Below are 19,580 nucleotides of genomic sequence, written 5' to 3'. Positions count from 1 at the left end.
CCAGCCTAAATCAAGCGATGTCTTCGACTTCGACATCCGAACCGTGCACGCGGTGGGCCAGAGCGGCCTCCATGAACATATCGACATCGCCATCGAGTACATCCTGCGGGCTCGTGCTTTCAACGCCGGTGCGCAGATCCTTCACCAGCTGATAGGGTTGCAACACGTAGGAGCGGATCTGGTGTCCCCAGCCGATATCGGTCTTGGAGGCCGAAATCGCATCCGCGGCCTGTTCACGCTTTTCCAATTCCGCTTCGTAAAGACGAGCGCGCAACATCGACCAGGCCGTCGCGCGGTTCTTGTGTTGCGAACGTTCTGCCTGACACTGCACGACAATGCCCGTGGCGATATGAGTGATACGAACCGCCGAGTCGGTCGTGTTGACGTGCTGACCACCTGCACCGGATGCGCGATAGGTATCGATGCGCACATCTGCTTCCGTTACAGCGATATCGATATTGTCATCGACGACCGGGTAGACCCAGATGCTCGAAAACGACGTGTGCCTGCGTGCATTGGAATCGTAGGGCGAAATACGCACGAGCCGGTGTACGCCGGATTCCGTCTTCAAGAGGCCGTACGCATTGTGCCCCTTGACGAGGATGGTCGCAGATTTGATGCCGGCTTCTTCGCCATTGTGGACCTCGAGCAATTCGACTTTCATGCCCTTGCGCTCTGCCCAGCGCGTGTACATGCGCAGGAGCATATTCGCCCAGTCCTGGCTTTCCGTACCCCCGGCACCGGAATGTACTTCGAGATACGTGTCGTTTGCGTCGGCTTCGCCAGAGAGCAACGTGTCGATCTGGCGACGGTCGACTTCCTGTTTGATCGCGCGGATATTCTCTTCCGCCTCCGTCACTATCGACTTGTCGTCCTCCTCCTCGCCCATGGCGATGAGTTCGACATTGTCATCGAGAGACTGCGTCAGCGTGCGAATCGAATTGATGCTATCCTCAAGCTGCTGGCGTTCGCGCATCAGCTTCTGCGCTTCCTGCGCGTCGTTCCAGAGTGTTGGATCTTCGGCGAGCTGATTCAGATAGCCCAGGCGTTTGATTGACGTATCCCAGTCAAAGATGCCTCCTCAGCAGGCTTATGGCCTGCTTGATCTCATCGACCAAGGTCTCGATTTCGGCGCGCATCGGCAATCCGTTCCTTCTCTATGCTCAAATTTCGGCGGACCATATTGGCTGGTCCGCGCGATGTAAAGTCTTGAGGTTTTCAGCGTGTGCTTGGCAGCAAAGCCGTTAAAACAGCCCGCCGCCTCCGCCCTGTAGCGCCCGATTGACGTTCGGAGACTGCACGCCGACAGGCGAGCCCTCAGAGAACGTATCCATACCGATGACGGAATAGCTGTCGGCAGGTCCTGTACCGGGCTTGAAGGCTTCCATGATCACATTTGGTCCACCGGGCGATGCTCGCATGCCTGTCTTGCGATCGATCGGAAGGACAGCCATGCCTTCCGGTACGCGGAAATCGACGGAACGCTGCCCCTGAAGCGCAGCTTCGGCAAAGTCCTTGAACACTGGTGCCGCAAGACCGCTGCCGGTAAAACCGTGGCCCATGGGTGAGGGATTGTCATACCCAAGGTAGACACCGAAGACCAGATCCGGCGTGAACCCGATAAACCAGGCGTCTTTTTCGTCGTTGGTAGTTCCGGTCTTGCCGGCAATCGGACGATTAAGGCTTTTCAGGATCGTCGCAGTCCCGCGCTGAACCACGCCCTCCATCATGGAGGTGATCTGATAAGCGGTCATCGGATCGAGCACCTGATCCCGATCATCGATCAGCTCGGGTTCCGGCTGGTTTTTCCACTCGTCCGCCGAACAATTATCGCACTTGCGCTCGTCATGCTTGAAAATCGTCTTGCCATAGCGGTCCTGTATCCGGTCGATCATCGACGGCGTTATCTTGCGACCGCCATTGGCAATGATCGAGTAACCCGTGACCATCCGGAGTACCGTCGTTTCTCCGGAGCCTAGCGCCATCGCGAGAACCGGCAGCATCTTGTCGTAAATGCCGAACCGCTCGGCATACTCTGCCACGAGTTTCATGCCCATGTCCTGGGCCAGTCGCACAGTCATCAGATTGCGCGACTGCTCGATACCGTAGCGCAATGTCGATGGTCCCGCGAATTTTCCGCCGTAGTTCTTTGGCGCCCAGATTCCAAGACTGCCGCCTTGATCGACGGAGATGGGACCATCAAGCACCACCGAAGCCGGTGTATAGCCGTTATCGAGTGCGGCGGAGTAGACGAAAGGTTTGAAAGACGAGCCCGGCTGACGCATCGCCTGCGTTGCCCGGTTGAATTCGGATTCGGCAAAGGAGAAGCCGCCGACCATGGCGAGAACGCGTCCGGTATGCGGGTCCATCGCCACCGCGCCACCTTCGATTTTCGGCACCTGATGCAGATCGAATTCAGTGTCGCTGCCCTCTTTCTTCTGAACGAAGATCACGTCGCCGACGTTGAAAACGCTCTCCAGCGACTTGGCAGTGGTGCGCTTTTCTCCAGTGATCAGGCGGAATGCCCATTTGACATCCGCCGCTGCGATGGTGCCCTTCTTGCGTTCAGCGGCAAGCTTGTCCGAAGCGTCCCGCTCCGGCTGAAGCCCGATGGTAGCTTGCTCCGGGGTCACCTCAAGAACAACAGCCAACTGCCAGTCGGGCACATCGGAAAACGCTTTTATCTCTGACAGGGGAATGCCCCAGTCGCCGTTCGTCGAAATGGTCTTGTAGGCGCCGCGATAGCCCCGTGCTTCATCATATTTGAACAGGCCGTGCTGCAAAGCTGCGCGCGCCTGCACCTGCATTTTCGGATCGAGCGTTGTGCGCACCGACAGACCGCCCTCATAAAGCGCGTTTTCACCATAGCGGGCGATGATCTGGCGCCGGACTTCTTCCGTAAAATATTCGGAAGCAAAGAGATAATTTCCGGTGTGACGCGGCGTGACGCCAAGCGGCTCCGCCTTGGCTACTTTTGCTTCCTCGGCGGTCACATAGCCATTTTCAGCCATGCGGTCGATCACCCAGTTACGGCGTTCGACGGCCCGATCCGGCTGCCGGAAGGGGTGGTAATTCGATGGCCCCTTAGGGAGCGCTGCGAGGTAAGCTGCCTCGGCTACGGTCAGTTCATTGACCGATTTGTTGTAATAGGTCAGCGCGGCCCCTGCGATACCATAGGAGTTCAAGCCGAAGAAAATTTCGTTCAGATAGAGTTCGAGAATACGATCCTTGGAATAGGCTTGCTCGATGCGAAAGGAAAGAATCGCCTCCTTTACCTTGCGCCCGATGGTCTGGTCGTTGCTCAGGAGGAAGTTCTTGGCTACCTGCTGCGTAATCGTCGATGCACCAACCGGGCGGCGTGAACCCCAATTCTGGACATTGGTGATGACTGCACGGGTGAGACCAGCAATATCTACACCCGGATGCTGATAGAAATTCTTGTCTTCGGCCGAGATAAACGCTGCCTTGACGCGATCGGGAACTGCCTGAATCGGCAGATAGAGCCGGCGCTGGCGTGCAAATTCAGCCATCAGCGAACCATCGGAGGAATGAATGCGTGTCATGACCGGCGGCTCATACTTCGCCAGCACTTCGTAGTCAGGCAGGTCTTTCGACATATTGACAACGTAAAGCGCAACGGCGCCCGCTCCCAGAAGCGCCATGACAGTGCCGATTCCGAAAAAATATCCGATCAAGCGTATCATTTGTATCCGGAACCCATTTCACCTGTTGGCATGTGCGTTACCAATGCATGAGTAGATCATGCAGATTGCATCATGGAAGACACCAACCCCGAAGGTCTTCCCGGTCCGGCAATCGAAAAGTGCAATGCCGGTAACTCGTCGACGCAATTGAGCGACAAATGTGACAAAGGCAAGGACAACCCGCGCGTGTTCACAATATAAATACCAATTGTGGGGTTTGGGCAACGCACGGAAGAGTGATTTTCTTCTTAATCTCGAACGCAACGAGCGGCTACAAAGCTGCCCATGCCTCTTCTCTTGGCCGACCGCCGGTTCAGTGCGTATTTGCCTAACTGGTCGTAATTCCGACTTTGCGCTGAATTTCGTCGGTGGTTTCTTTCACGAAAAACGTCAGCCCCGCCGTGGTTGTCACAATGTGGGTCCCTGTTCCATACGGGTTGAAAGAGACGACGTGAGCGAAGTTAAGGGTAATATGATCGCCATTGACGTCAGTCAGATTGATCCACATGGCCGTATCTCCCTGTTTGCAACGAACGTTAAGTCGTAAACCAAGGAAGCAGGATTCCCTCGTCGAGGCAATGACTTACCAGAGATTTCTGCCATCCAGCGTTTCCACCGGCAGGGAACCTATGTCGAAATTGTCGAAGAGGCGGACGTTGACGCTAATTCGTGGCTTGTCGAAATCCGGCTTGTGATCAGTCCATGTCGGCAATTGCGAAAATGTCCCGCAACCGCAGACGTTGCAGTGATGATGCTTGCTGAAGCCATTGCGCGAATAGACGGCGTCGGCCTCAGGCGTAACCGACAGCATCACCTGATCGGGGGTATAATACGCCCAGAGTGCACCCCGCTTTGTGCAAAATGTACAGGTGCACGCAGTTGCAATGGCCGGAGCCTCACTGATTTCGAATTTGATCGCGCCGCAGTGGCAGCTTCCAAGAATTGTCATGAGCTCCTCCCGAGATCATTTTTCACATGGTAATGATAGCGATAGAGCTAACGATTGAAACCGGCAATCGCGTTCCTACACCGCCTGTCCGGCAACCCAGCCAGATGACCATGCCCATTGGAAATTATAACCGCCAAGCCAACCCGTTACATCGACAACCTCGCCGATAAAATAAAGACCTTTGGCCGATCTGGCTTCCATGGTTTTCTGGTCGAGCATATCCGTATCGACACCGCCGAGCGTCACCTCCGCTGTACGGTAACCCTCGGACCCCGCCGGTCTGACTTGCCATTCGTTGACGGATTTTTCGACGGCAAGCAGCTGCTTGTCCGAAATATCCGCCAGATGCGTTTCTATGCTGCTGTTTTCCGCGATCAATTGTGCCAGCCGTTTCGGTAATAATTCACCGAGCGCCGTCTGCAGCGCTTGCCGGCCGTTGCGGGCGCGCGCAGCGCGGAGTGCCTCGAAGACTTTGACACCCGGAAGCATGGCTACCGAAATCACATCACCTTCCCGCCAATAGGATGAAATTTGCAGGATTGACGGGCCGCTTAGACCGCGATGGGTAAAGAGCATGGCCTCGCTGAACCTGGTTTTGCCGTGGCTCACAACCGCATCAACGGAAATACCCGATAGCGGTTTCATCGGTGCCAGGGTATTTTCGTCGAAGGTCAGCGGTACCAGCGCCGGACGTGTCTCGGTGACTGCAATGCCGAATTGCCGGGCAATATCGTAGCCGAACCCCGTCGCGCCCATTTTCGGGATGGATTTTCCGCCGCAAGCGACTACCAAGGACGAACACCGTACGCGTTCGTCCGACAGATCGAGGTCGAACACATCGCCCGATTTGGCGATGGAATCGACCGTCGTACGCAAACGGAGCTCAACCCCTGCCCGGTTCATTTCCGCAACCAGCATATCGATGATCTGCTTGGCCGAGCCATCGCAAAAAAGCTGGCCGAGAGTCTTTTCATGCCAGGCAATGGCATGGCGATCAACGAGGCCGATAAAGTCGCGCTGGGTGTAGCGGCGCAGGGCTGAAATGCAAAAATGCGGATTGTTGCTGATGAAGTTCTGCGGCGCAGCATTGAGATTGGTGAAATTGCAGCGGCCACCGCCCGAGATGCGGATCTTTTCGCCGGGCGCGGCGGCATGGTCGACCACAATAACCGAGCGGCCGCGCTTGCCTGCTTCGATGGCGCACATCATGCCTGCGGCGCCAGCACCAATGATGACGACGTCCACCCGCTTCATGGCGACGGCAAAAGCTCGCCCGTCCGTCCCGTCAGCCGGTAGGCCACCAGTCCGATCCATTCTCTGAGCGCTATCGACACGTTCTGCAGCGAATCCTGCGGATTGTCATGTGTAACGCCAATGCTCTCGTCACCCGAGGTCCGGTAGTCGGAGGGCCAAGGCACAACATCAAACCCGACCGTGCGGAAAATCCCCATGGAACGCGGCATATGGAATGCCGACGTGATGAGCACCCACGTCTCGCCCGGTTTCGGCTTCACCATTTCCTTGGTGAGCACCGCATTTTCGTAAGTGTTGCGCGACTGGCTTTCCATGATGAGCCGATCCGGAGCGATGCCGAGTGCCGTCAGCAAACGGGGCGCCGTCACACCATCGCCCTCGCCGTTGAGCAACAAATTACCCGATCCACCCGTCACGACGACCTTGGCTTGCGGATGGCGCGCTGCAAGAATAGCCGCCTCGACGAAGCGGTCGCCGCTGGAGTTCATCTCGTAGCCGCCGCGGACCAGATTGACGCCGCCCTCAAAACCGCCCCCCAGCACAATGATCCCGTCGATCTTTTCCGGCAACGAGGCCGGACGCTGAAAGCGATCCTCGAGCGGATGCATCATCAACGCGCCCAGCGACGTCCACGCACCAAGGCCGAGAATCAAAAAAGCACCCGCCGTCGTCACCAGAGCGAAACGCCGCCAAGCCAGCAGCAGCAGAAAAAACGTCAGACCGATCAGCAATATGGAGAAATTCAGCGGCTCGGCAAAGAACCATAGGATTTTTGACAGAGTGAAGAACATTCTATCTCAGCTCCGCCAGCATTTTTACCTTGTCCATCTCACGCTCGAGGCTCGTTGACCATTCCGGCCCCTGCTCGATAACAGTGAAGCCTTCGCGTTCGTAGAGACGGATGGCCCTCACATTGCGCGCATGGGTGCTGATACGCGCACGCAAATACCCCGCGTCGCGAATATTGGACATCAAGGTACGAAGAATTGCCGAACCTATACCTTGGCCTTGAACGACGGGATCGACCCAGAGATCGGAGATATAGTCGTTGTCCTCTTCGCGGGCGCCCCAGCCTAGCACGACATTGTCCAGTTCACCGATCAGAACGTTCCCGTAGGATGTTTCTGCGAAAGCGCGGAATGCCTTTTCGACATGCATCCGCATGCCGGGCAATTCGGGTTCGAACGAAAAAACGTTGGACGCCCAGGCCCGCGCGCCGACCGCAGCAATGGCTGCAATGTCGGCCTCCGCTGCAGGACGAATGCGAAACGAGGACATCTCGCTTAAGCTACCACCATTTCGGAGCGTTGAACTTGCCTGCTGCCCGTTCGATGACATAGGCGGTCTGGAACAGCGTTTCCTCGTCGAACGGCCGCCCGATCAGCTGCAGGCCAAGCGGCAGTCCGCGCGCATCGAGACCCGCGGGAACAGCGATCCCGGGAAGACCAGCCATGTTCACGGTGACAGTGAAGATGTCGTTGAGATACATTTTGACCGGATCTGCCGCCATATCCTGGTCGGCAATGCCAAATGCCGCGGAAGGCGTGGCCGGCGTCAGGATTGCGTCGACGCCCGCATGGAAGACGTCCTCGAAGTCCTTCTTGATCAGGTTCCGCACCTTCTGCGCCTGGAGGTAGTACGCGTCGTAATACCCAGCCGACAGCACATATGTGCCGATCATGATGCGGCGCTTGACCTCTTCGCCGAAGCCGGTGGCGCGGGTCCTTTCGTACATGTCGACGATATCCTTGCCTGGAACGCGCAGGCCGTAGCGTACACCATCATAGCGGGCAAGGTTCGATGACGCCTCGGCTGGCGCCACGATATAATAGGCAGGCAAGGCATATTTCGTATGCGGTAGCGAGATATCGACAATCGAAGCGCCGGCGTCTTTCAGCCATGCAATGCCCTGCTGCCACAGCTTTTCGATTTCTTCCGGCATACCATCGACGCGATACTCCTTGGGAATACCGATCTTTAGCCCGGCGAGCGGCTTGCCGATGGCCGACTCGTAATCCGGCACGGCAATATCCACCGACGTCGTATCCTTGGCATCGACCGAAGCCATGGATTTGAGCATTATCGCCGCATCACGCACGTCGCGGGCAATCGGCCCGGCCTGATCCAGCGACGATGCAAAGGCAACAACGCCCCAGCGCGAGCAGCGGCCGTAGGTCGGCTTGATGCCGACGGTGCCGGTGAATGCAGCCGGCTGGCGGATGGAGCCGCCAGTATCTGTGGCCGTCGCACCGGCGCACAGGCGTGCGGCAACGGCGGCGGCCGAACCGCCAGATGAGCCACCCGGCACGAGATCGGTATTGGAACCCTTGGCGCGCCATGGGTTTTTCACCGGACCATAATAGGAGGTTTCGTTCGACGATCCCATGGCAAACTCATCCATGTTGAGCTTGCCGAGCATGACCGCGCCATCCGCCCAGAGATTGGCGGTGACGGTCGACTCGTAATGCGGCTTGAAGCCGTCGAGGATATGCGATGCGGCCTGGGTATGAATACCCTCGGTACCGAACAGGTCCTTGATGCCAAGCGGAATGCCTTCGAGCGCTCCGGCATTGCCCGAAGCAAGGCGTGCATCCGAAGCTTTTGCCATCTCCAGCGCCTTTTCCGGTGTGGTGACGATATAGGCGTTCAGCGCCTCGTTAGCGTTCTCGATCGCCTGGATATAAGCGCCAGTCAGCTCCGTAGCGGTAATCGCCTTGGCTTTTAGCTGCTCGCGCGCCTCGGCAATGGTGAGAGCGGTCAGATCGGTCATAGTCTTTTCAGGTCCTTATTGAGCTGGCGCGATGGCCAGCCACTTTTCGTAAAATGCACTGTGTTCGGAGTCCGGGTAATCGAGCAGGACGCCGCAACGCGTGAACCCGGATCGCTCATAAAGCCGGTAGGCATCCGCGAATGCCTCGCCAGCGCCCGTCTCAAGAACAAGCCGTGTGACACCCTTTGCCTTGGCGAGTGCGGTAATGGCCTCGAGCAAGGCCGATCCGACGCGCTGACCTCGCACCGTCGGCCGGGTGAACATCCGCTTCACCTCGCCAACGTGGTTTCCATGGTCTTTCAATGCGCCGCAACCGACTGCCGCACCACTCTCGTCGCGCGCCACGAAAACCGTTGTGTCTGCACCCGCCATCTGCTCCACAGTCATCTTGAACTGGAATTCGATGGGGGACAGCGGCAAGAGATGATCATTAAGGTCGCTAACCAGAGCCCTCACGTCATCCTGCAGCGGCGTTTCAATGGCAACGGAAATGGCCATCGCCCCGCTTACTCCACCACTTTCGGCACGACGAAGAAATTCTCTTCATGAATCGGCGCATTGGCGACAATGTCCGCTGCCTTTTCACCATCGTCGACAACGTCGGGGCGCTTCTTCATCGCCATGGGCGTGACGGATGTCATCGGCTCGACGCCATCAACGTTCACTTCGTTCAACTGTTCGACAAAGCCGAGTATGGTGTTGAGCTGCCCTGTCATACGGGCCGCATCGTCTTCACTCACGGCAATACGAGCAAGGTGGGCAACGCGTTTGACAGTGGAAATATCGACAGACATTCGGGATTCCTGAAAATTCGGATCTTGGATTACGCAGCTATAGTGTCCGTTGCGGCCAAGCGCAACGGACAAGACGATTTGAAAATCGTGCTATTGCGGAGCTGGCGGGGCAGGATCCGAATTGTCCTCCTCGTCGTCAGGTACGATCACATTGTCATCCTGCGTGGGGTCGTCGGGCATCGTCGACGTGCCGTCGTCGGGCGCAGTGACACCGGCGCCGTCAGGTGATGGATCGACGATGGGATCCGGCCCCTTCACCGGGTTCCCGTTGACGCTTACCGACCCGTCGGATTTCTGGTCGACGATCCATTGTAGGTGTCCGTTTGGCAGCTGGGTGCCGAAATCCTTGGCGAGTTTGGCAAACACGATGTAGTTCTTGATTTCAGGCTCCTGTTCGGAGGCCGTCGTCAACCGAGCAACAACCGCATCGAAATTGCTCATCTCCCAGGTGGTGTGGCTCTCCGGTTTAAGAGCTGTGAACGAGACCTCGCCTTCAACCGAAAGCTCCGTATCAATCGTTCGGACAAAGCTCCTGTTAATCACCATCTTCGGCGGGTTGGCCATGAATGCCGCAGCTGTGTTTGCTTCAAATTCGTCGGAAAACGGCTCTGCACGGCTCAAGTCCATGTCGGCGACTGCTGCCCGGACAACCGTATCGAGATCAAGATCTTCCGTACCAAACACGAATTCCATGTCAGTCGGCAAAAACGGCACGCTCCACGCAGGTATCGGCAACGCAGGATATCTGAGACCGTTGGTCCGCAGCGCATAGTGATAGCCGCCGCTCTTGCTGATCCCATCGAAGTCGATTTGCTGGGACATGGTCTTGGCGGCAAATGGTCCAATCGGAGTCTCGACGTTGAGATCGGAAAACTGGTACGCCCCCGAAAGCTTGTCCCAAAATGGCAGGGCAGCAAGGACCTTTGCCTTCAGTTCAGCCTACTCCTGATCCCGCAGCGTTGTCTCGTCTACATGCGCAATGAAAAATTTCCAGAGCTCCAGAAACTCCAGGTTGCGAACGCCCTTGCCTTCCGCATTGGCGCCGATCTCGCCGCCGCTCAGAACGATTTTCATCGGCTGCGCGGCAGTCGCGACATCGCCTGAGGGCGGCGATTTGACAGTCACAGTCTCCTGAAAATTTGTCGCGGAATGATTGCTGCTGAAATTAACGCCGCCGGATGGCGCGGCCAGGCCAAGCACTTCACCCTTGGCCGAATCGACACTCGCTTCGGCATCCTGCGTAGGACTCGTCGTGCGCATTTTCACGGCGCCATAGGAAAACGATGCCTTGGAGAAAGCGCCGATTTTGGGATCGAACGTTCCGTTAATATTCGCATTGTCAACGGACCACTTAACCGCCTCTCGGCCTGCCGGGGTTGTTACCTCGACTGATCCACCAGGAATCGCTGTCGACGAGACATTCCAGGACCCGTCGGCAAGCGGCTTTATCAGCAGGCTGTATTGACCGAAATCGCCCTTGAAATAATTCTGCTTGGGAAGCGTTTCAATCAACTTCGCCGTGCTGAAGGTAATGCGGTAACTGTCTCCATCAGGGACAACCGAGATGATATTCTTCTCGATCGCCTTCTTTCCAAGATAGTTGGCCAGAAGGTCGGTAAGCGCTTTTGCACCGGACACATCGACGGCCTGTGCATGCACCGGCGTCGTGGCAATCAGCAAATACGAGATCAGAAACAGTTTACGCACGTGCACTCCAGAGATTGTGAATTGACGAACGTGCTGTAGCACTCTGCATCAAACCGCAAAATGCTCATTCGTACTGGCAACGATAACTTCGCTTGTACCGCCTTCCATACCGGCGACGAACTTGTCCGCCGTCTGATCGATGATCGGAAATGATCCGTAATGGCAAGGTATGACTTTGCTGAATTTGAAATAGCGCCGGCTTGCGAGCGCAGCAACTGCACCGCCCATGGTGAAACGGTCACCAATTGGCACAATACCTATTTCCGGCTGATGCAATTCATTGATCAGCGCCATATCGGAAAAGATGTCCGTATCGCCCATGTGATAAAGTGTCGGTTCATCGTCGAAATGCAGCACAACGCCGTTGGCGGAGCCCAACGAATGGGAAACGCCATCTTCCGTCATTTGTGCGGAAGAATGCAGAGCGTTGACATAGGTGACCGTGAAACCGTCATAGGACACCGTGCCGCCTGTATTGGTCGGATCAACGCGATTGACACCGCGGGAGCCGAGCCACGTTACCAGGTCGGCATTACCGGTCACCAGCGCCCCCGTCTCTTTCGACAGCTCAATCGTATCGCCCACATGATCGCCGTGGCCGTGGGTCAGGATGATGTGTTTGACACCCTTCGCAGCTTCTTTCACGTCCACACCCTTGGCACTCGGGTTCCCGGTCAGGAACGGGTCGATAAGAATGGTATTTTTTGCTGTTTCAATCCGAAAGGCCGAATGGCCAAGCCAGGTAATCTTCATATCCATATCCCTTCAACTGCAAGTGAACCCTCGCTATAAGCTTCTAGAGCCTTTCATGCTTAAATAGAACCGTTCTGCCGGAGGGAATTTGCTTCAAGACCAAGGGATTTGGCGAGGCCGATGTTTATCCATCGGACGAAGCCGAAGCCCGAAGGAATTGGGCCAAATTCACCCGGCCCACTGGTCGAACCGCATATCGTTCAAAATGCGGATAATTCGACCAGCGGGTTTGAAAGCTTGTTGGTTTGCAAAGCAAACCAACGGCTGGGTTTCCGGCTGGCGGACACCCACTTTGTCAGGCGGCGTCGGACGATGGAAAGACATCGGCCTCGCCACCTTCCGCGTGGATTGTCTGGCCATCCGGGAAACAGAACTGGTTTTATTTAAGCATGAAAGGCTCTATTGCCGGTATGTGACAATAAATCGATCCATGAAAGTGCGGAACCTATCAAATTGACGGTACTGACAATTGAACAGCTCGAAGAGCACGTAGCGGATGGCAAGACGGTAGCCGGCCTTGACCTTGGTACGAAGACAATCGGTATCGCCATTTCCGATCGCGGTTTTTCTTTCGCCAATCCGCGTCCCGTGTTGAGGCGCAGTAAATTCACCCACGACGCTCAGGATCTGTTGAAGGCTTTGCGTGCTGACAATGTCGGCGCAATCGTCATTGGGCTGCCGGTGAATATGGATGGCAGTGAGGGTCCCCGGGTGCAAGCTACCCGCGCTTTTGTCCGCAATATGGAAAAGCTGACCGAGTTGCCATTTGTTTATTGGGACGAGCGGCTGTCGACCGTAGCGGCCGAACGGGCCTTGATCGGCATGGATGTCTCCAGACAGAAGCGCGCCGAGCGGATCGATTCAGCGGCAGCAGCCTTCATCCTGCAGGGCGCACTAGACCGTCTGCAAACCCTGCGTCAGGAAGCCGACGTGGATGGCAATTCCTCGACATAGGTTGCTGCGGTTGCTGCACGTGCAGCACGCCAGGCCTGCACCCAGGCAATAATCTGGCGACGGCGGCGGAACGCTATCAGACACAGAACGAGGCCGGTATCGATGATGCAGGCGCGTGCAACCAGTGGTGGAATCGTTTCCGGCGGGATACCCAGGATATTTCCGTAGATTGTGAAAACCTGATCGTGCATCTCGCGGCTGAAGAAAAACATGCCCATGCTCAGGTCATAAAGCGAGAGAAAATACCAACCCCACAGGAAGCCCAGAGGCCCAGCCCAAAAAATCAGGAAGCTGCGCATTCAGTTTCTCCTCGATTGAGCTGGTCTAATCATTTCGTCTTAACCCTGCGTTTTTGCAGTGCATTTTCAGGTTGTAGTGATATCGTTTAAGAAACTCACCGCAACGTAAACCTTTTGTTAAGGTTAATTTATAAAAATTTAATTCAAATTGAAGGCATTAGCGAGCCCCCTTCTGCGCCGCCGATGCGATTTTTTAGGTGAGTCAGCAAATTTTTTGACAACAGGAGACGGCACACGCAGGGCGTGCACCTATTTCGTTGCGATTGTCTCGGCCACGAAGTCTATAAAAGCGCGAACTTTCGCCGCCGGCAGATGACGCGAAGGATATAAAGCGTGGAGAGGAAACGTTTCGCCCTGCCAATCAGGAAAGAGTTCGATGAGAACTCCCTCGTCGAGCAAATCCTCGACACCTGTCGACTTGACGCGAGCAATGCCGACCCCGCCGAGGCAGGCACCCAACATTGTTCCAAACTCGGTGACCACCAAGCGGCCCGCTGTTTTGACAGACACAATTTTTCCCGCTCGCCGGTAGTCCCAATCCCCAAGCGCTTCGCCGGTCAGAGAATCGCGGACTTGGATGCATTCATGACCGGCGAGTTCCAACGGATGAATCGGGCGTCCGAATTTAGCCAGATATGCTGGCGAGGCCACGGTGATCGTGCGCGTTTCCAGCAGCTTGCGGGCGATGAGAGAGGATGCAGGCGGCTGGCCAAAGCGCACTGCTACATCGAAGCCCTCACCGACGAGATCACCCAGCTGTTCGCGGGTAATCAGTTCCAACGAAATTTCCGGATAGCGATCGAGAAAGCGCCCGATATGGGAAGCCAGCATCATCCGCGAAAAGAACGCATCCACGTTGACCCGCAGGCGACCCCGCACGATAGCCGAAGATCCCGCAGTATGGGTGAAGGCGTCCTCGATGCCCGACAGAAGCGGGCCAATCTCGTTATAGAGCCGCCGTCCCTCGTCGGTCAGCGTGACGGATCGCGTTGTCCGATAGAGCAACCGGACACCAACGCTTCGTTCAAGCCGCGTGACGGCTCTGCTCACGCCCGACGGTGACAACCCCAGCGTATCAGCTGCGCGGGCAAAGCTGCCAGCTTCAACGATTGCCGCCAACACACCAACATTGGCCACCAACCGTCCGTCGAAAGCCATCTCGCTGCTGTCCTCTACTCATGATCCCACGTCATGAATGATATGACATAACCGCACTTTCAGCAACAATGATAGAGCCCTTATAAATCCGCCAGCAGATACTCATGAGGCAATGTTCGTCTCGATGTATCTGGAAGTTGGGCAATGTCAGGAGATCTCGATGTACGCCATTACAGGAATAACGGGCCAGGTCGGCGGAGCGCTGGCACAGACACTCTTGGACGCAGGCCAATTGGTCCGGGCCGTTGTGCGGAGTTCTGAGAAAGGTCGGTCGTGGGCGCAGAAGGGCTGTGAAGTTGCCGTCGCGGAAATGGAAGATCCGTCCGCCCTCACCGCTGCCTTCAAGGGCGCTTGCGACGTATTCGTATTGCCACCTTCCGAATTCGATCCGGCACCCGGCTTTCCCGAAGCACGTGCTGTCATCGATGCAGTTTACACAGCGATCAAGGCGGCTCGTCCAGGAAAGGTGGTCTGTCTTTCGACCGTGGGGGCGCAGGCAACGCAGCCGAACCTGCTGACACAAAGGACGCTCATGGAGCAAAGGCTCGGTACACTTGGAATTCCCCTGACGTTCCTTCGGCCGGGGTGGTTTATGGAAAACTTCGCTTGGGACATCCCCTCTGCGCGCGACAATGGCGTTATTTCCACATTTCTGCAGCCGGTCGACAAGAGATTTCCCATGGTCGCTACGGCGGACGTCGGTCGCGTGGCAGCTGAACTTCTGCAGCAGGAATGGCATGGACGGCGCGTCGTCGAGCTCGAAGCTGACCATCGTATCAGCCCAAACGAAGCCGCGGCCACGTTCTCCAAGATTTTCGACCGGCCGGTTCGGGTCGAAGCTGTCCCACGCGAAACATGGGCCAGTCTGTTCAAATCACAGGGCATGAAGGACCCCATGCCACGCATTCAAATGCTCGACGGCTTCAACGAAAGCTGGATCGACTTCGAATGCGGCGAACAAAACTCGCTGAAAGGCAAGGTTAGCCTGGAAACCGTACTCAAGGGGTTGATCGAAGCCGGATGATTCAGCCCGCCGCCGGATAGAGCGAGCTGATAATATCCTTGGCATTGTGGCGCGCATCAAGCATGCCGTAGGTCGTGCGCCACTGGCCGCCCAGACGGGTCTCAATGAAGGCGTCGGCGATATCTTCGGACTGCAGATGCCGCAGCTCGGCCCCTGCGGCCGCAAGCGCCAATTGCTCGGTCAATATGCGCGCGGCACCTTCGTCGTTTTCGGCAACGCGCATTGCTGCGCGCAGGACTTCAACCGTGCCCTGCCCGCCGCGCCCGAGTTGCGCGCCGATCCAGCTGAGCACCTCGTCGAAAAGCTGCGGACCGCGTTTCAGCACCCGCAGCACATCGAGTGCCATGACATTGCCGGATCCTTCCCAGATCGCGTTCACCGGAGCCTCGCGGTAATAACGCGCAAGATTACCTTCCTCGATATAGCCATTGCCGCCGAGACACTCCATCGCTTCGTAGAGCATCGCAGGCGCAATCTTCGCCACCCAATATTTGACAACCGGCGTCATCACCCGCGCAAACGCGGCCTCGCCGCGGTCTTTTGCAGCATTGTCGAACGCCCGCGCCAGGCGCAGCGCCAACGCCGTTGCGCCGGCCACGTCGAGTGCCATGTCGGCCAGAACCCGCAGCATCAGGGGCTTGTCGATCAGTGGCCCTTCGAAGACGATGCGATGCCGCGCATGGTGTACGGCCTCCGCCAAGCCAGCACGCATCAGCCCAGCCGAAGCAATTGCGCAGTCGAGGCGGGTCAGCGTCACCATATCGATGATCGTCTTGACGCCGTCGCCGGGGTTTCCGACCATCTGGCCGAGCGCATTGTCGAATTCGACCTCCGAAGAAGCATTGGAGCGATTGCCCAACTTCTCCTTCAAACGTTGAAAACGAAAGCCGTTGGAAGAGCCGTCCGGGAGAATGCGGGGCACGAGAAAACAGGATAACCCCTCGCGCGCCTGCGCCAGCACCAGAAACGCATCCGACATCGGCGCGGACATGAACCATTTGTGGCCGGTGATGCGATAGAAACCGCTTCCGGCCGGTTCCGCCTTTGTCGTGTTGGTATGGACGTCCGTGCCGCCCTGCTTCTCGGTCATGCCCATGCCAAGCGTCAGCCCGGTCTTCTTGGCCGGCGATTTATTGCTGGAATCATATTTGCGCGGCAGGATCAGCGGCGACCATTCGCGATAGAGATTCGGGGCAGCCATCAACGCCGCCAGCGAGGCGCTCGTCATGGTCAGGGGGCACAGATGCCCGCATTCCAGCTGCGACGTCAGGTAAAATCGTGCTGCCCGCGACTGGTGCCGCGATCCGGCCTCCGGCTTGCCGTCCTCCCATATAGATGAGTGCAGGCCTTGGCTCACCGACCGGCGCATCAACGCATGGTACGCCGGATGATAGTCGACAACGTCGATTCGATGTCCCTGACGGTCATGCGTCCTGAGCTTCGGCACCTCGATATTGGCAAGTCTCGCCAGATCCTGGGCGTCGCCCGAGAGTACGAATTTGCCGTTCTGTTCCAGCTCCGTGCGCACGGATTGCGGCAAGCGCTTGGTGATCTGCATCAACAGTGGATCGCCGAGAAAGGCGTTGAGGCCGGTCATCGGTGGCGTCTGGTTGAGAACGTCGTGGGTTTTCAAGAAACTGTCCTGATTCAAATTTCAATGGTCGCGCAAAGTTTCTGCTAAGCGATTGATTGCGCGTCGAACTCTTTATGGGATGAAGACTCTGACAAGCGGTTAACTTAGAGCGCAAACAAAACTTCGTCATGGGGTCGCGAATTTTCGTTGAGCTTCTCACACAATATATGGACTCTCGTCCGTTAGTCGATATTCATCGCCATAATCCTTTTCGCACTTTCAGCTTTTCTGATCAATTTATTGGGGAACGAAGCATGTTAGCCTCCAGACCGCTTGCGACAACAGGGCATCGCGCCTATAGGGGGGACTTGACATGACATCAAAAGAGCCCCCTCTCCTGTTTCCCCATCGCCACTTGCTTGGCATCAAGGGCCTTTCGCCTCAAGACATCGTCCAGCTGCTTGATCTTGCCGAGAGCGAGATCGCGGTTTCACGCCAGTCCGAGAAGAAAAAGGCGACCTTGCGCGGCCGCACGCAGATCAATCTGTTTTTTGAGGCGTCGACCCGCACCCAATCATCCTTCGAACTTGCCGGAAAGAGGCTGGGTGCTGACGTCATGAACATGGCGGTCGGAAATTCCTCGGTCAAGAAGGGCGAAACGCTGATCGATACGGCGATGACGCTCAATGCCATGCGCCCCGATATCCTGATCATCCGCCATGGGTCGGCCGGAGCCGCGGCGCTTCTCGCACAAAAGGTTGGCTGTTCGGTGGTCAATGCCGGCGACGGCGCACATGAACATCCGACGCAGGCGCTGCTCGATGCGCTGACGATCCGCCGCGCCAAGGGCAAGATCGCGCGGCTGACTGTTGCCATCTGCGGTGACGTTTTGCACTCGCGCGTGGCGCGGTCGAACATGATCCTTCTCAATGCCCTGGGCGCACGCGTTCGCGTTGTTGCTCCCTCGACCCTCCTTCCCGCGGGCATTGCCCATATGGGCGCCGAAGTCTTCCACAACATGGAAGAAGGCCTGAAAGACGCCGACGTGGTGATGATGCTGCGGCTGCAGCGCGAGCGCATGACAGGCTCATTCGTACCATCGTCACGCGAATATTTCCGCTATCACGGCCTCGACCGCGATAAGCTCAAATACGCCAAGCCCGATGCGCTGGTCATGCATCCCGGTCCGATGAACCGCGGCGTCGAAATCGCATCGGATGTAGCCGACGGCTCACAGAGCGTCATCCAGGAACAGGTCGAGATGGGCGTTGCTGTGCGCATGGCAGTGATGGAAGCGCTGCTCGATAGCCGCCGGAATGCGGAAGGAGTGGCCGGATGAGCACCACCGTTCTGCAAAATGCCCGTATCGTCGATCCGTCGCGCAGGCTCGACGAAGCCGGCACGGTCATCATCGAGAATGACAGGATCGTCGCCAGCGGCGCCAATGCCCGCAATCAAGGCGCACCGGAAGGCGCGACCCTTATCGACTGCAAGGGCAAGGCGGTGCTTCCGGGTCTGGTCGATGCGCGCGTCTTCATTGGTGAACCCGGCGCTGAACATCGCGAAACCATCGCGTCTGCCAGCCATGCCGCGGCAGCGGGCGGTGTCACGTCGGTGATCATGATGCCGGATACCGATCCGGTCATCGATAATGTCGCACTGGTCGAATTCATCAAGCGAACGGCGCGCGATACGGCGGTTATCAATGTCTACCCGGCAGCGGCGGTCACCAAAGGCCTGCATGGCGAGGAAATGACCGAGATCGGCCTGCTGCGTGAGGCCGGTGCGGTGGCGATTACTGAAGGTCGCAATTCGATCGCCAATACGCAGCTCATGCGCCGCGCCCTCACCTATGCACGCGATTTCGGTGTGGTCCTTGCACACGAAGCACAGGATCCGCACCTCGGTAGCAACGGCGTCATGAATGAAGGTCTCTATGCGAGTTGGCTGGGGCTTTCCGGCACGCCGCGCGAAGCCGAAGTGATCCCGCTCGAGCGCGACATGCGTCTGGCCGCGCTGACGCAGGGCGCCTACCACGCCGCGCAGATTTCGACTGCCATGTCGGCCGAGGTGATTTCCCGTGCGAAGCAGAACGGCCTGAATGTAACCTCTGCCGTATCGATCAACCATCTCTCCCTGAACGAGAACGATATCGGTGAATTCCGCACGTTCTTCCGCTTGCAGCCGCCGTTACGCCTGGAGGAAGACCGCCTCGCCATGGTGGAAGCCCTGCGCGACGGCACGATCGATATCATTGTTTCCGCGCATGATCCCCAGGATGTCGACACCAAGCGACTGCCGTTTGCCGATGCGGCAGCTGGCGCGATCGGCCTTGAAACGCTGCTTGGCGCAGCACTGAGATTGTATCACAACGGTGACGTTCCGCTTCTGCGCATCGTCGAATCGATGTCCAGTGCCCCCGCCAGGATTTTCGGCCTGGACGCCGGTTCACTGCGCCCGGGATCGAAGGCGGATATGACCATAGTCGATCTTGACGAACCGTGGGTAGTGAAGGAAGAAGATTTACGGTCGCGTTCCAAGAACTCTTGTTTCGAGGGTGCACGTTTTCAAGGCCGCGTTGTACAGACATTTGTTGCAGGGAAACCGGTCTTCACGATCTAGTTTTATCTAAGGGGATATG

21 protein-coding genes are annotated in these 19,580 nt (G+C 57.1%); 5 read left to right on the top strand and 16 right to left on the bottom strand.

What is annotated here, in order from left to right; translation table 11 throughout:
- Positions 1–10 precede the first annotated feature (10 nt).
- Both prfB and J2X72_RS14490 read right to left on the bottom strand, forming a co-directional pair.
- Positions 11–1,139, bottom strand: a protein-coding gene (gene prfB / locus J2X72_RS14495) for a peptide chain release factor 2 (RefSeq protein WP_210002457.1) whose coding sequence is annotated in 2 segments (ribosomal slippage) — positions 11–1,069 and positions 1,071–1,139 — 1,128 coding nt in all. Because the reading frame shifts where the segments join, the coding sequence is not laid out codon by codon here.
- A 105-nt stretch (positions 1,140–1,244) separates the two neighbouring features.
- Entirely contained in the window at positions 1,245–3,704 is a 2,460-nt protein-coding gene (locus J2X72_RS14490; RefSeq protein WP_310072951.1) for a penicillin-binding protein 1A, read from the bottom strand.
- Positions 3,705–3,776: 72 nt separating this feature from the next.
- Between J2X72_RS14490 and J2X72_RS14485 the strand changes: the two genes are divergently transcribed.
- Positions 3,777–3,905, top strand: coding sequence for a hypothetical protein (locus J2X72_RS14485; RefSeq protein ID WP_310072949.1), 129 nt, complete (start codon positions 3,777–3,779; stop codon positions 3,903–3,905).
- Between the two features lie 127 nt (positions 3,906–4,032).
- Here J2X72_RS14485 and J2X72_RS14480 read toward each other — a convergent pair whose 3' ends face one another.
- The 11 genes from J2X72_RS14480 to J2X72_RS14430 all read right to left on the bottom strand — a co-directional run bounded on the left by J2X72_RS14480 (position 4,033) and on the right by J2X72_RS14430 (position 11,931).
- The gene (locus tag J2X72_RS14480) at positions 4,033–4,212 is read right to left on the bottom strand and encodes a hypothetical protein (RefSeq protein WP_210002453.1); all 180 of its coding nucleotides are present in this window, start codon (positions 4,210–4,212) and stop codon (positions 4,033–4,035) included.
- 75 nt (positions 4,213–4,287) lie between these two features.
- On the bottom strand, positions 4,288–4,653 hold the full coding sequence (locus J2X72_RS14475; RefSeq protein WP_210002452.1) for a GFA family protein: 366 nt from the start codon (positions 4,651–4,653) through the stop codon (positions 4,288–4,290).
- A gap of 75 nt (positions 4,654–4,728) precedes the next feature.
- Complete coding sequence (locus J2X72_RS14470; RefSeq protein ID WP_310073062.1) at positions 4,729–5,907, bottom strand: NAD(P)/FAD-dependent oxidoreductase; 1,179 nt, start codon at positions 5,905–5,907, stop codon at positions 4,729–4,731.
- Complete coding sequence (locus tag J2X72_RS14465) at positions 5,904–6,698, bottom strand: YdcF family protein (protein ID WP_310072945.1); 795 nt, start codon at positions 6,696–6,698, stop codon at positions 5,904–5,906. Before J2X72_RS14465 ends, J2X72_RS14470 begins: the two co-directional genes overlap by 4 nt.
- Before the next feature lies 1 nt (position 6,699).
- Entirely contained in the window at positions 6,700–7,185 is a 486-nt protein-coding gene (locus tag J2X72_RS14460; RefSeq protein WP_310072943.1) for a GNAT family N-acetyltransferase, read from the bottom strand.
- Between the two features lie 10 nt (positions 7,186–7,195).
- Complete coding sequence (gene gatA, locus J2X72_RS14455; protein WP_310072939.1) at positions 7,196–8,677, bottom strand: Asp-tRNA(Asn)/Glu-tRNA(Gln) amidotransferase subunit GatA; 1,482 nt, start codon at positions 8,675–8,677, stop codon at positions 7,196–7,198.
- A gap of 15 nt (positions 8,678–8,692) precedes the next feature.
- Positions 8,693–9,175, bottom strand: a complete 483-nt coding sequence (locus J2X72_RS14450; RefSeq protein ID WP_210002444.1) for a GNAT family N-acetyltransferase — start codon at positions 9,173–9,175, stop codon at positions 8,693–8,695.
- A gap of 8 nt (positions 9,176–9,183) precedes the next feature.
- Positions 9,184–9,471, bottom strand: a complete 288-nt coding sequence (gatC, locus tag J2X72_RS14445) for an Asp-tRNA(Asn)/Glu-tRNA(Gln) amidotransferase subunit GatC (protein ID WP_210002442.1) — start codon at positions 9,469–9,471, stop codon at positions 9,184–9,186.
- Positions 9,472–9,561: 90 nt separating this feature from the next.
- The gene (locus J2X72_RS14440) at positions 9,562–10,293 is read right to left on the bottom strand and encodes a hypothetical protein (RefSeq protein ID WP_310072937.1); all 732 of its coding nucleotides are present in this window, start codon (positions 10,291–10,293) and stop codon (positions 9,562–9,564) included.
- Positions 10,294–10,410: 117 nt separating this feature from the next.
- A complete protein-coding gene (locus J2X72_RS14435; protein WP_310072935.1) occupies positions 10,411–11,178 on the bottom strand; it encodes a hypothetical protein in 768 nt (255 codons plus the stop codon).
- A 48-nt stretch (positions 11,179–11,226) separates the two neighbouring features.
- On the bottom strand, positions 11,227–11,931 hold the full coding sequence (locus J2X72_RS14430; protein ID WP_210002437.1) for a metal-dependent hydrolase: 705 nt from the start codon (positions 11,929–11,931) through the stop codon (positions 11,227–11,229).
- 453 nt (positions 11,932–12,384) lie between these two features.
- On the opposite strand from J2X72_RS14430, the gene ruvX reads away from it, so the two are divergent.
- On the top strand, positions 12,385–12,885 hold the full coding sequence (gene ruvX, locus J2X72_RS14425) for a Holliday junction resolvase RuvX (protein ID WP_210002435.1): 501 nt from the start codon (positions 12,385–12,387) through the stop codon (positions 12,883–12,885).
- Here ruvX and J2X72_RS14420 read toward each other — a convergent pair.
- Positions 12,849–13,184: a DUF6105 family protein gene (locus J2X72_RS14420; protein WP_310072931.1), complete on the bottom strand. Its 336-nt coding sequence runs from the start codon at positions 13,182–13,184 to the stop codon at positions 12,849–12,851. The two genes, ruvX and J2X72_RS14420, sit on opposite strands and share 37 nt — an antisense overlap.
- Before the next feature lie 249 nt (positions 13,185–13,433).
- Positions 13,434–14,342: a LysR family transcriptional regulator gene (locus J2X72_RS14415; RefSeq protein WP_210002432.1), complete on the bottom strand. Its 909-nt coding sequence runs from the start codon at positions 14,340–14,342 to the stop codon at positions 13,434–13,436.
- Positions 14,343–14,502: 160 nt separating this feature from the next.
- On the opposite strand from J2X72_RS14415, the gene J2X72_RS14410 reads away from it, so the two are divergent.
- Positions 14,503–15,366 (top strand): NmrA family NAD(P)-binding protein, encoded by an 864-nt coding sequence (locus tag J2X72_RS14410; RefSeq protein ID WP_310072928.1) that lies wholly within the window; start codon positions 14,503–14,505, stop codon positions 15,364–15,366.
- 1 nt (position 15,367) lies between these two features.
- Here the strand turns inward: J2X72_RS14410 and J2X72_RS14405 are convergent, their stop codons facing one another.
- Complete coding sequence (locus J2X72_RS14405; protein WP_310072926.1) at positions 15,368–16,999, bottom strand: acyl-CoA dehydrogenase family protein; 1,632 nt, start codon at positions 16,997–16,999, stop codon at positions 15,368–15,370.
- 313 nt (positions 17,000–17,312) lie between these two features.
- Here J2X72_RS14405 and J2X72_RS14400 point away from each other — a divergent pair, with 313 nt between their 5' ends.
- Both J2X72_RS14400 and J2X72_RS14395 read left to right on the top strand, forming a co-directional pair.
- Complete coding sequence (locus tag J2X72_RS14400; protein WP_210002424.1) at positions 17,313–18,278, top strand: aspartate carbamoyltransferase catalytic subunit; 966 nt, start codon at positions 17,313–17,315, stop codon at positions 18,276–18,278.
- Positions 18,275–19,561 carry a dihydroorotase gene (locus tag J2X72_RS14395; protein ID WP_310072924.1) on the top strand — a complete coding sequence of 429 codons (1,287 nt, stop codon included), beginning with the start codon at positions 18,275–18,277 and terminating at the stop codon, positions 19,559–19,561. Before J2X72_RS14400 ends, J2X72_RS14395 begins: the two co-directional genes overlap by 4 nt.
- Positions 19,562–19,580 lie beyond the last annotated feature (19 nt).

This window comes from Phyllobacterium sp. 1468 (assembly GCF_031455525.1).
Classification (GTDB): domain Bacteria; phylum Pseudomonadota; class Alphaproteobacteria; order Rhizobiales; family Rhizobiaceae; genus Phyllobacterium.
The sequence above is the reverse complement of the archived record's forward strand: the minus strand, read 5'-3'. Positions and strand labels throughout refer to the sequence as shown.

What these genes read in the sequence shown, in the direction of transcription:
- J2X72_RS14490 (WP_310072951.1), bottom strand. Translation starts at nt 3,704, where the DNA reads ATGATACGCTTGATCGGATATTTTTTCGGAATCGGCACTGTCATGGCG.
- J2X72_RS14485 (WP_310072949.1), top strand. Translation starts at nt 3,777, where the DNA reads ATGGAAGACACCAACCCCGAAGGTCTTCCCGGTCCGGCAATCGAAAAG.
- J2X72_RS14480 (WP_210002453.1), bottom strand. Translation starts at nt 4,212, where the DNA reads ATGTGGATCAATCTGACTGACGTCAATGGCGATCATATTACCCTTAAC.
- J2X72_RS14475 (WP_210002452.1), bottom strand. Translation starts at nt 4,653, where the DNA reads ATGACAATTCTTGGAAGCTGCCACTGCGGCGCGATCAAATTCGAAATC.
- J2X72_RS14470 (WP_310073062.1), bottom strand. Translation starts at nt 5,907, where the DNA reads ATGAAGCGGGTGGACGTCGTCATCATTGGTGCTGGCGCCGCAGGCATG.
- J2X72_RS14465 (WP_310072945.1), bottom strand. Translation starts at nt 6,698, where the DNA reads ATGTTCTTCACTCTGTCAAAAATCCTATGGTTCTTTGCCGAGCCGCTG.
- J2X72_RS14460 (WP_310072943.1), bottom strand. Translation starts at nt 7,185, where the DNA reads ATGTCCTCGTTTCGCATTCGTCCTGCAGCGGAGGCCGACATTGCAGCC.
- gatA (WP_310072939.1), bottom strand. Translation starts at nt 8,677, where the DNA reads ATGACCGATCTGACCGCTCTCACCATTGCCGAGGCGCGCGAGCAGCTA.
- J2X72_RS14450 (WP_210002444.1), bottom strand. Translation starts at nt 9,175, where the DNA reads ATGGCCATTTCCGTTGCCATTGAAACGCCGCTGCAGGATGACGTGAGG.
- gatC (WP_210002442.1), bottom strand. Translation starts at nt 9,471, where the DNA reads ATGTCTGTCGATATTTCCACTGTCAAACGCGTTGCCCACCTTGCTCGT.
- J2X72_RS14440 (WP_310072937.1), bottom strand. Translation starts at nt 10,293, where the DNA reads ATGTCCCAGCAAATCGACTTCGATGGGATCAGCAAGAGCGGCGGCTAT.
- J2X72_RS14430 (WP_210002437.1), bottom strand. Translation starts at nt 11,931, where the DNA reads ATGAAGATTACCTGGCTTGGCCATTCGGCCTTTCGGATTGAAACAGCA.
- J2X72_RS14420 (WP_310072931.1), bottom strand. Translation starts at nt 13,184, where the DNA reads ATGCGCAGCTTCCTGATTTTTTGGGCTGGGCCTCTGGGCTTCCTGTGG.
- J2X72_RS14415 (WP_210002432.1), bottom strand. Translation starts at nt 14,342, where the DNA reads ATGGCTTTCGACGGACGGTTGGTGGCCAATGTTGGTGTGTTGGCGGCA.
- J2X72_RS14410 (WP_310072928.1), top strand. Translation starts at nt 14,503, where the DNA reads ATGTACGCCATTACAGGAATAACGGGCCAGGTCGGCGGAGCGCTGGCA.
- J2X72_RS14400 (WP_210002424.1), top strand. Translation starts at nt 17,313, where the DNA reads ATGACATCAAAAGAGCCCCCTCTCCTGTTTCCCCATCGCCACTTGCTT.
- J2X72_RS14395 (WP_310072924.1), top strand. Translation starts at nt 18,275, where the DNA reads ATGAGCACCACCGTTCTGCAAAATGCCCGTATCGTCGATCCGTCGCGC.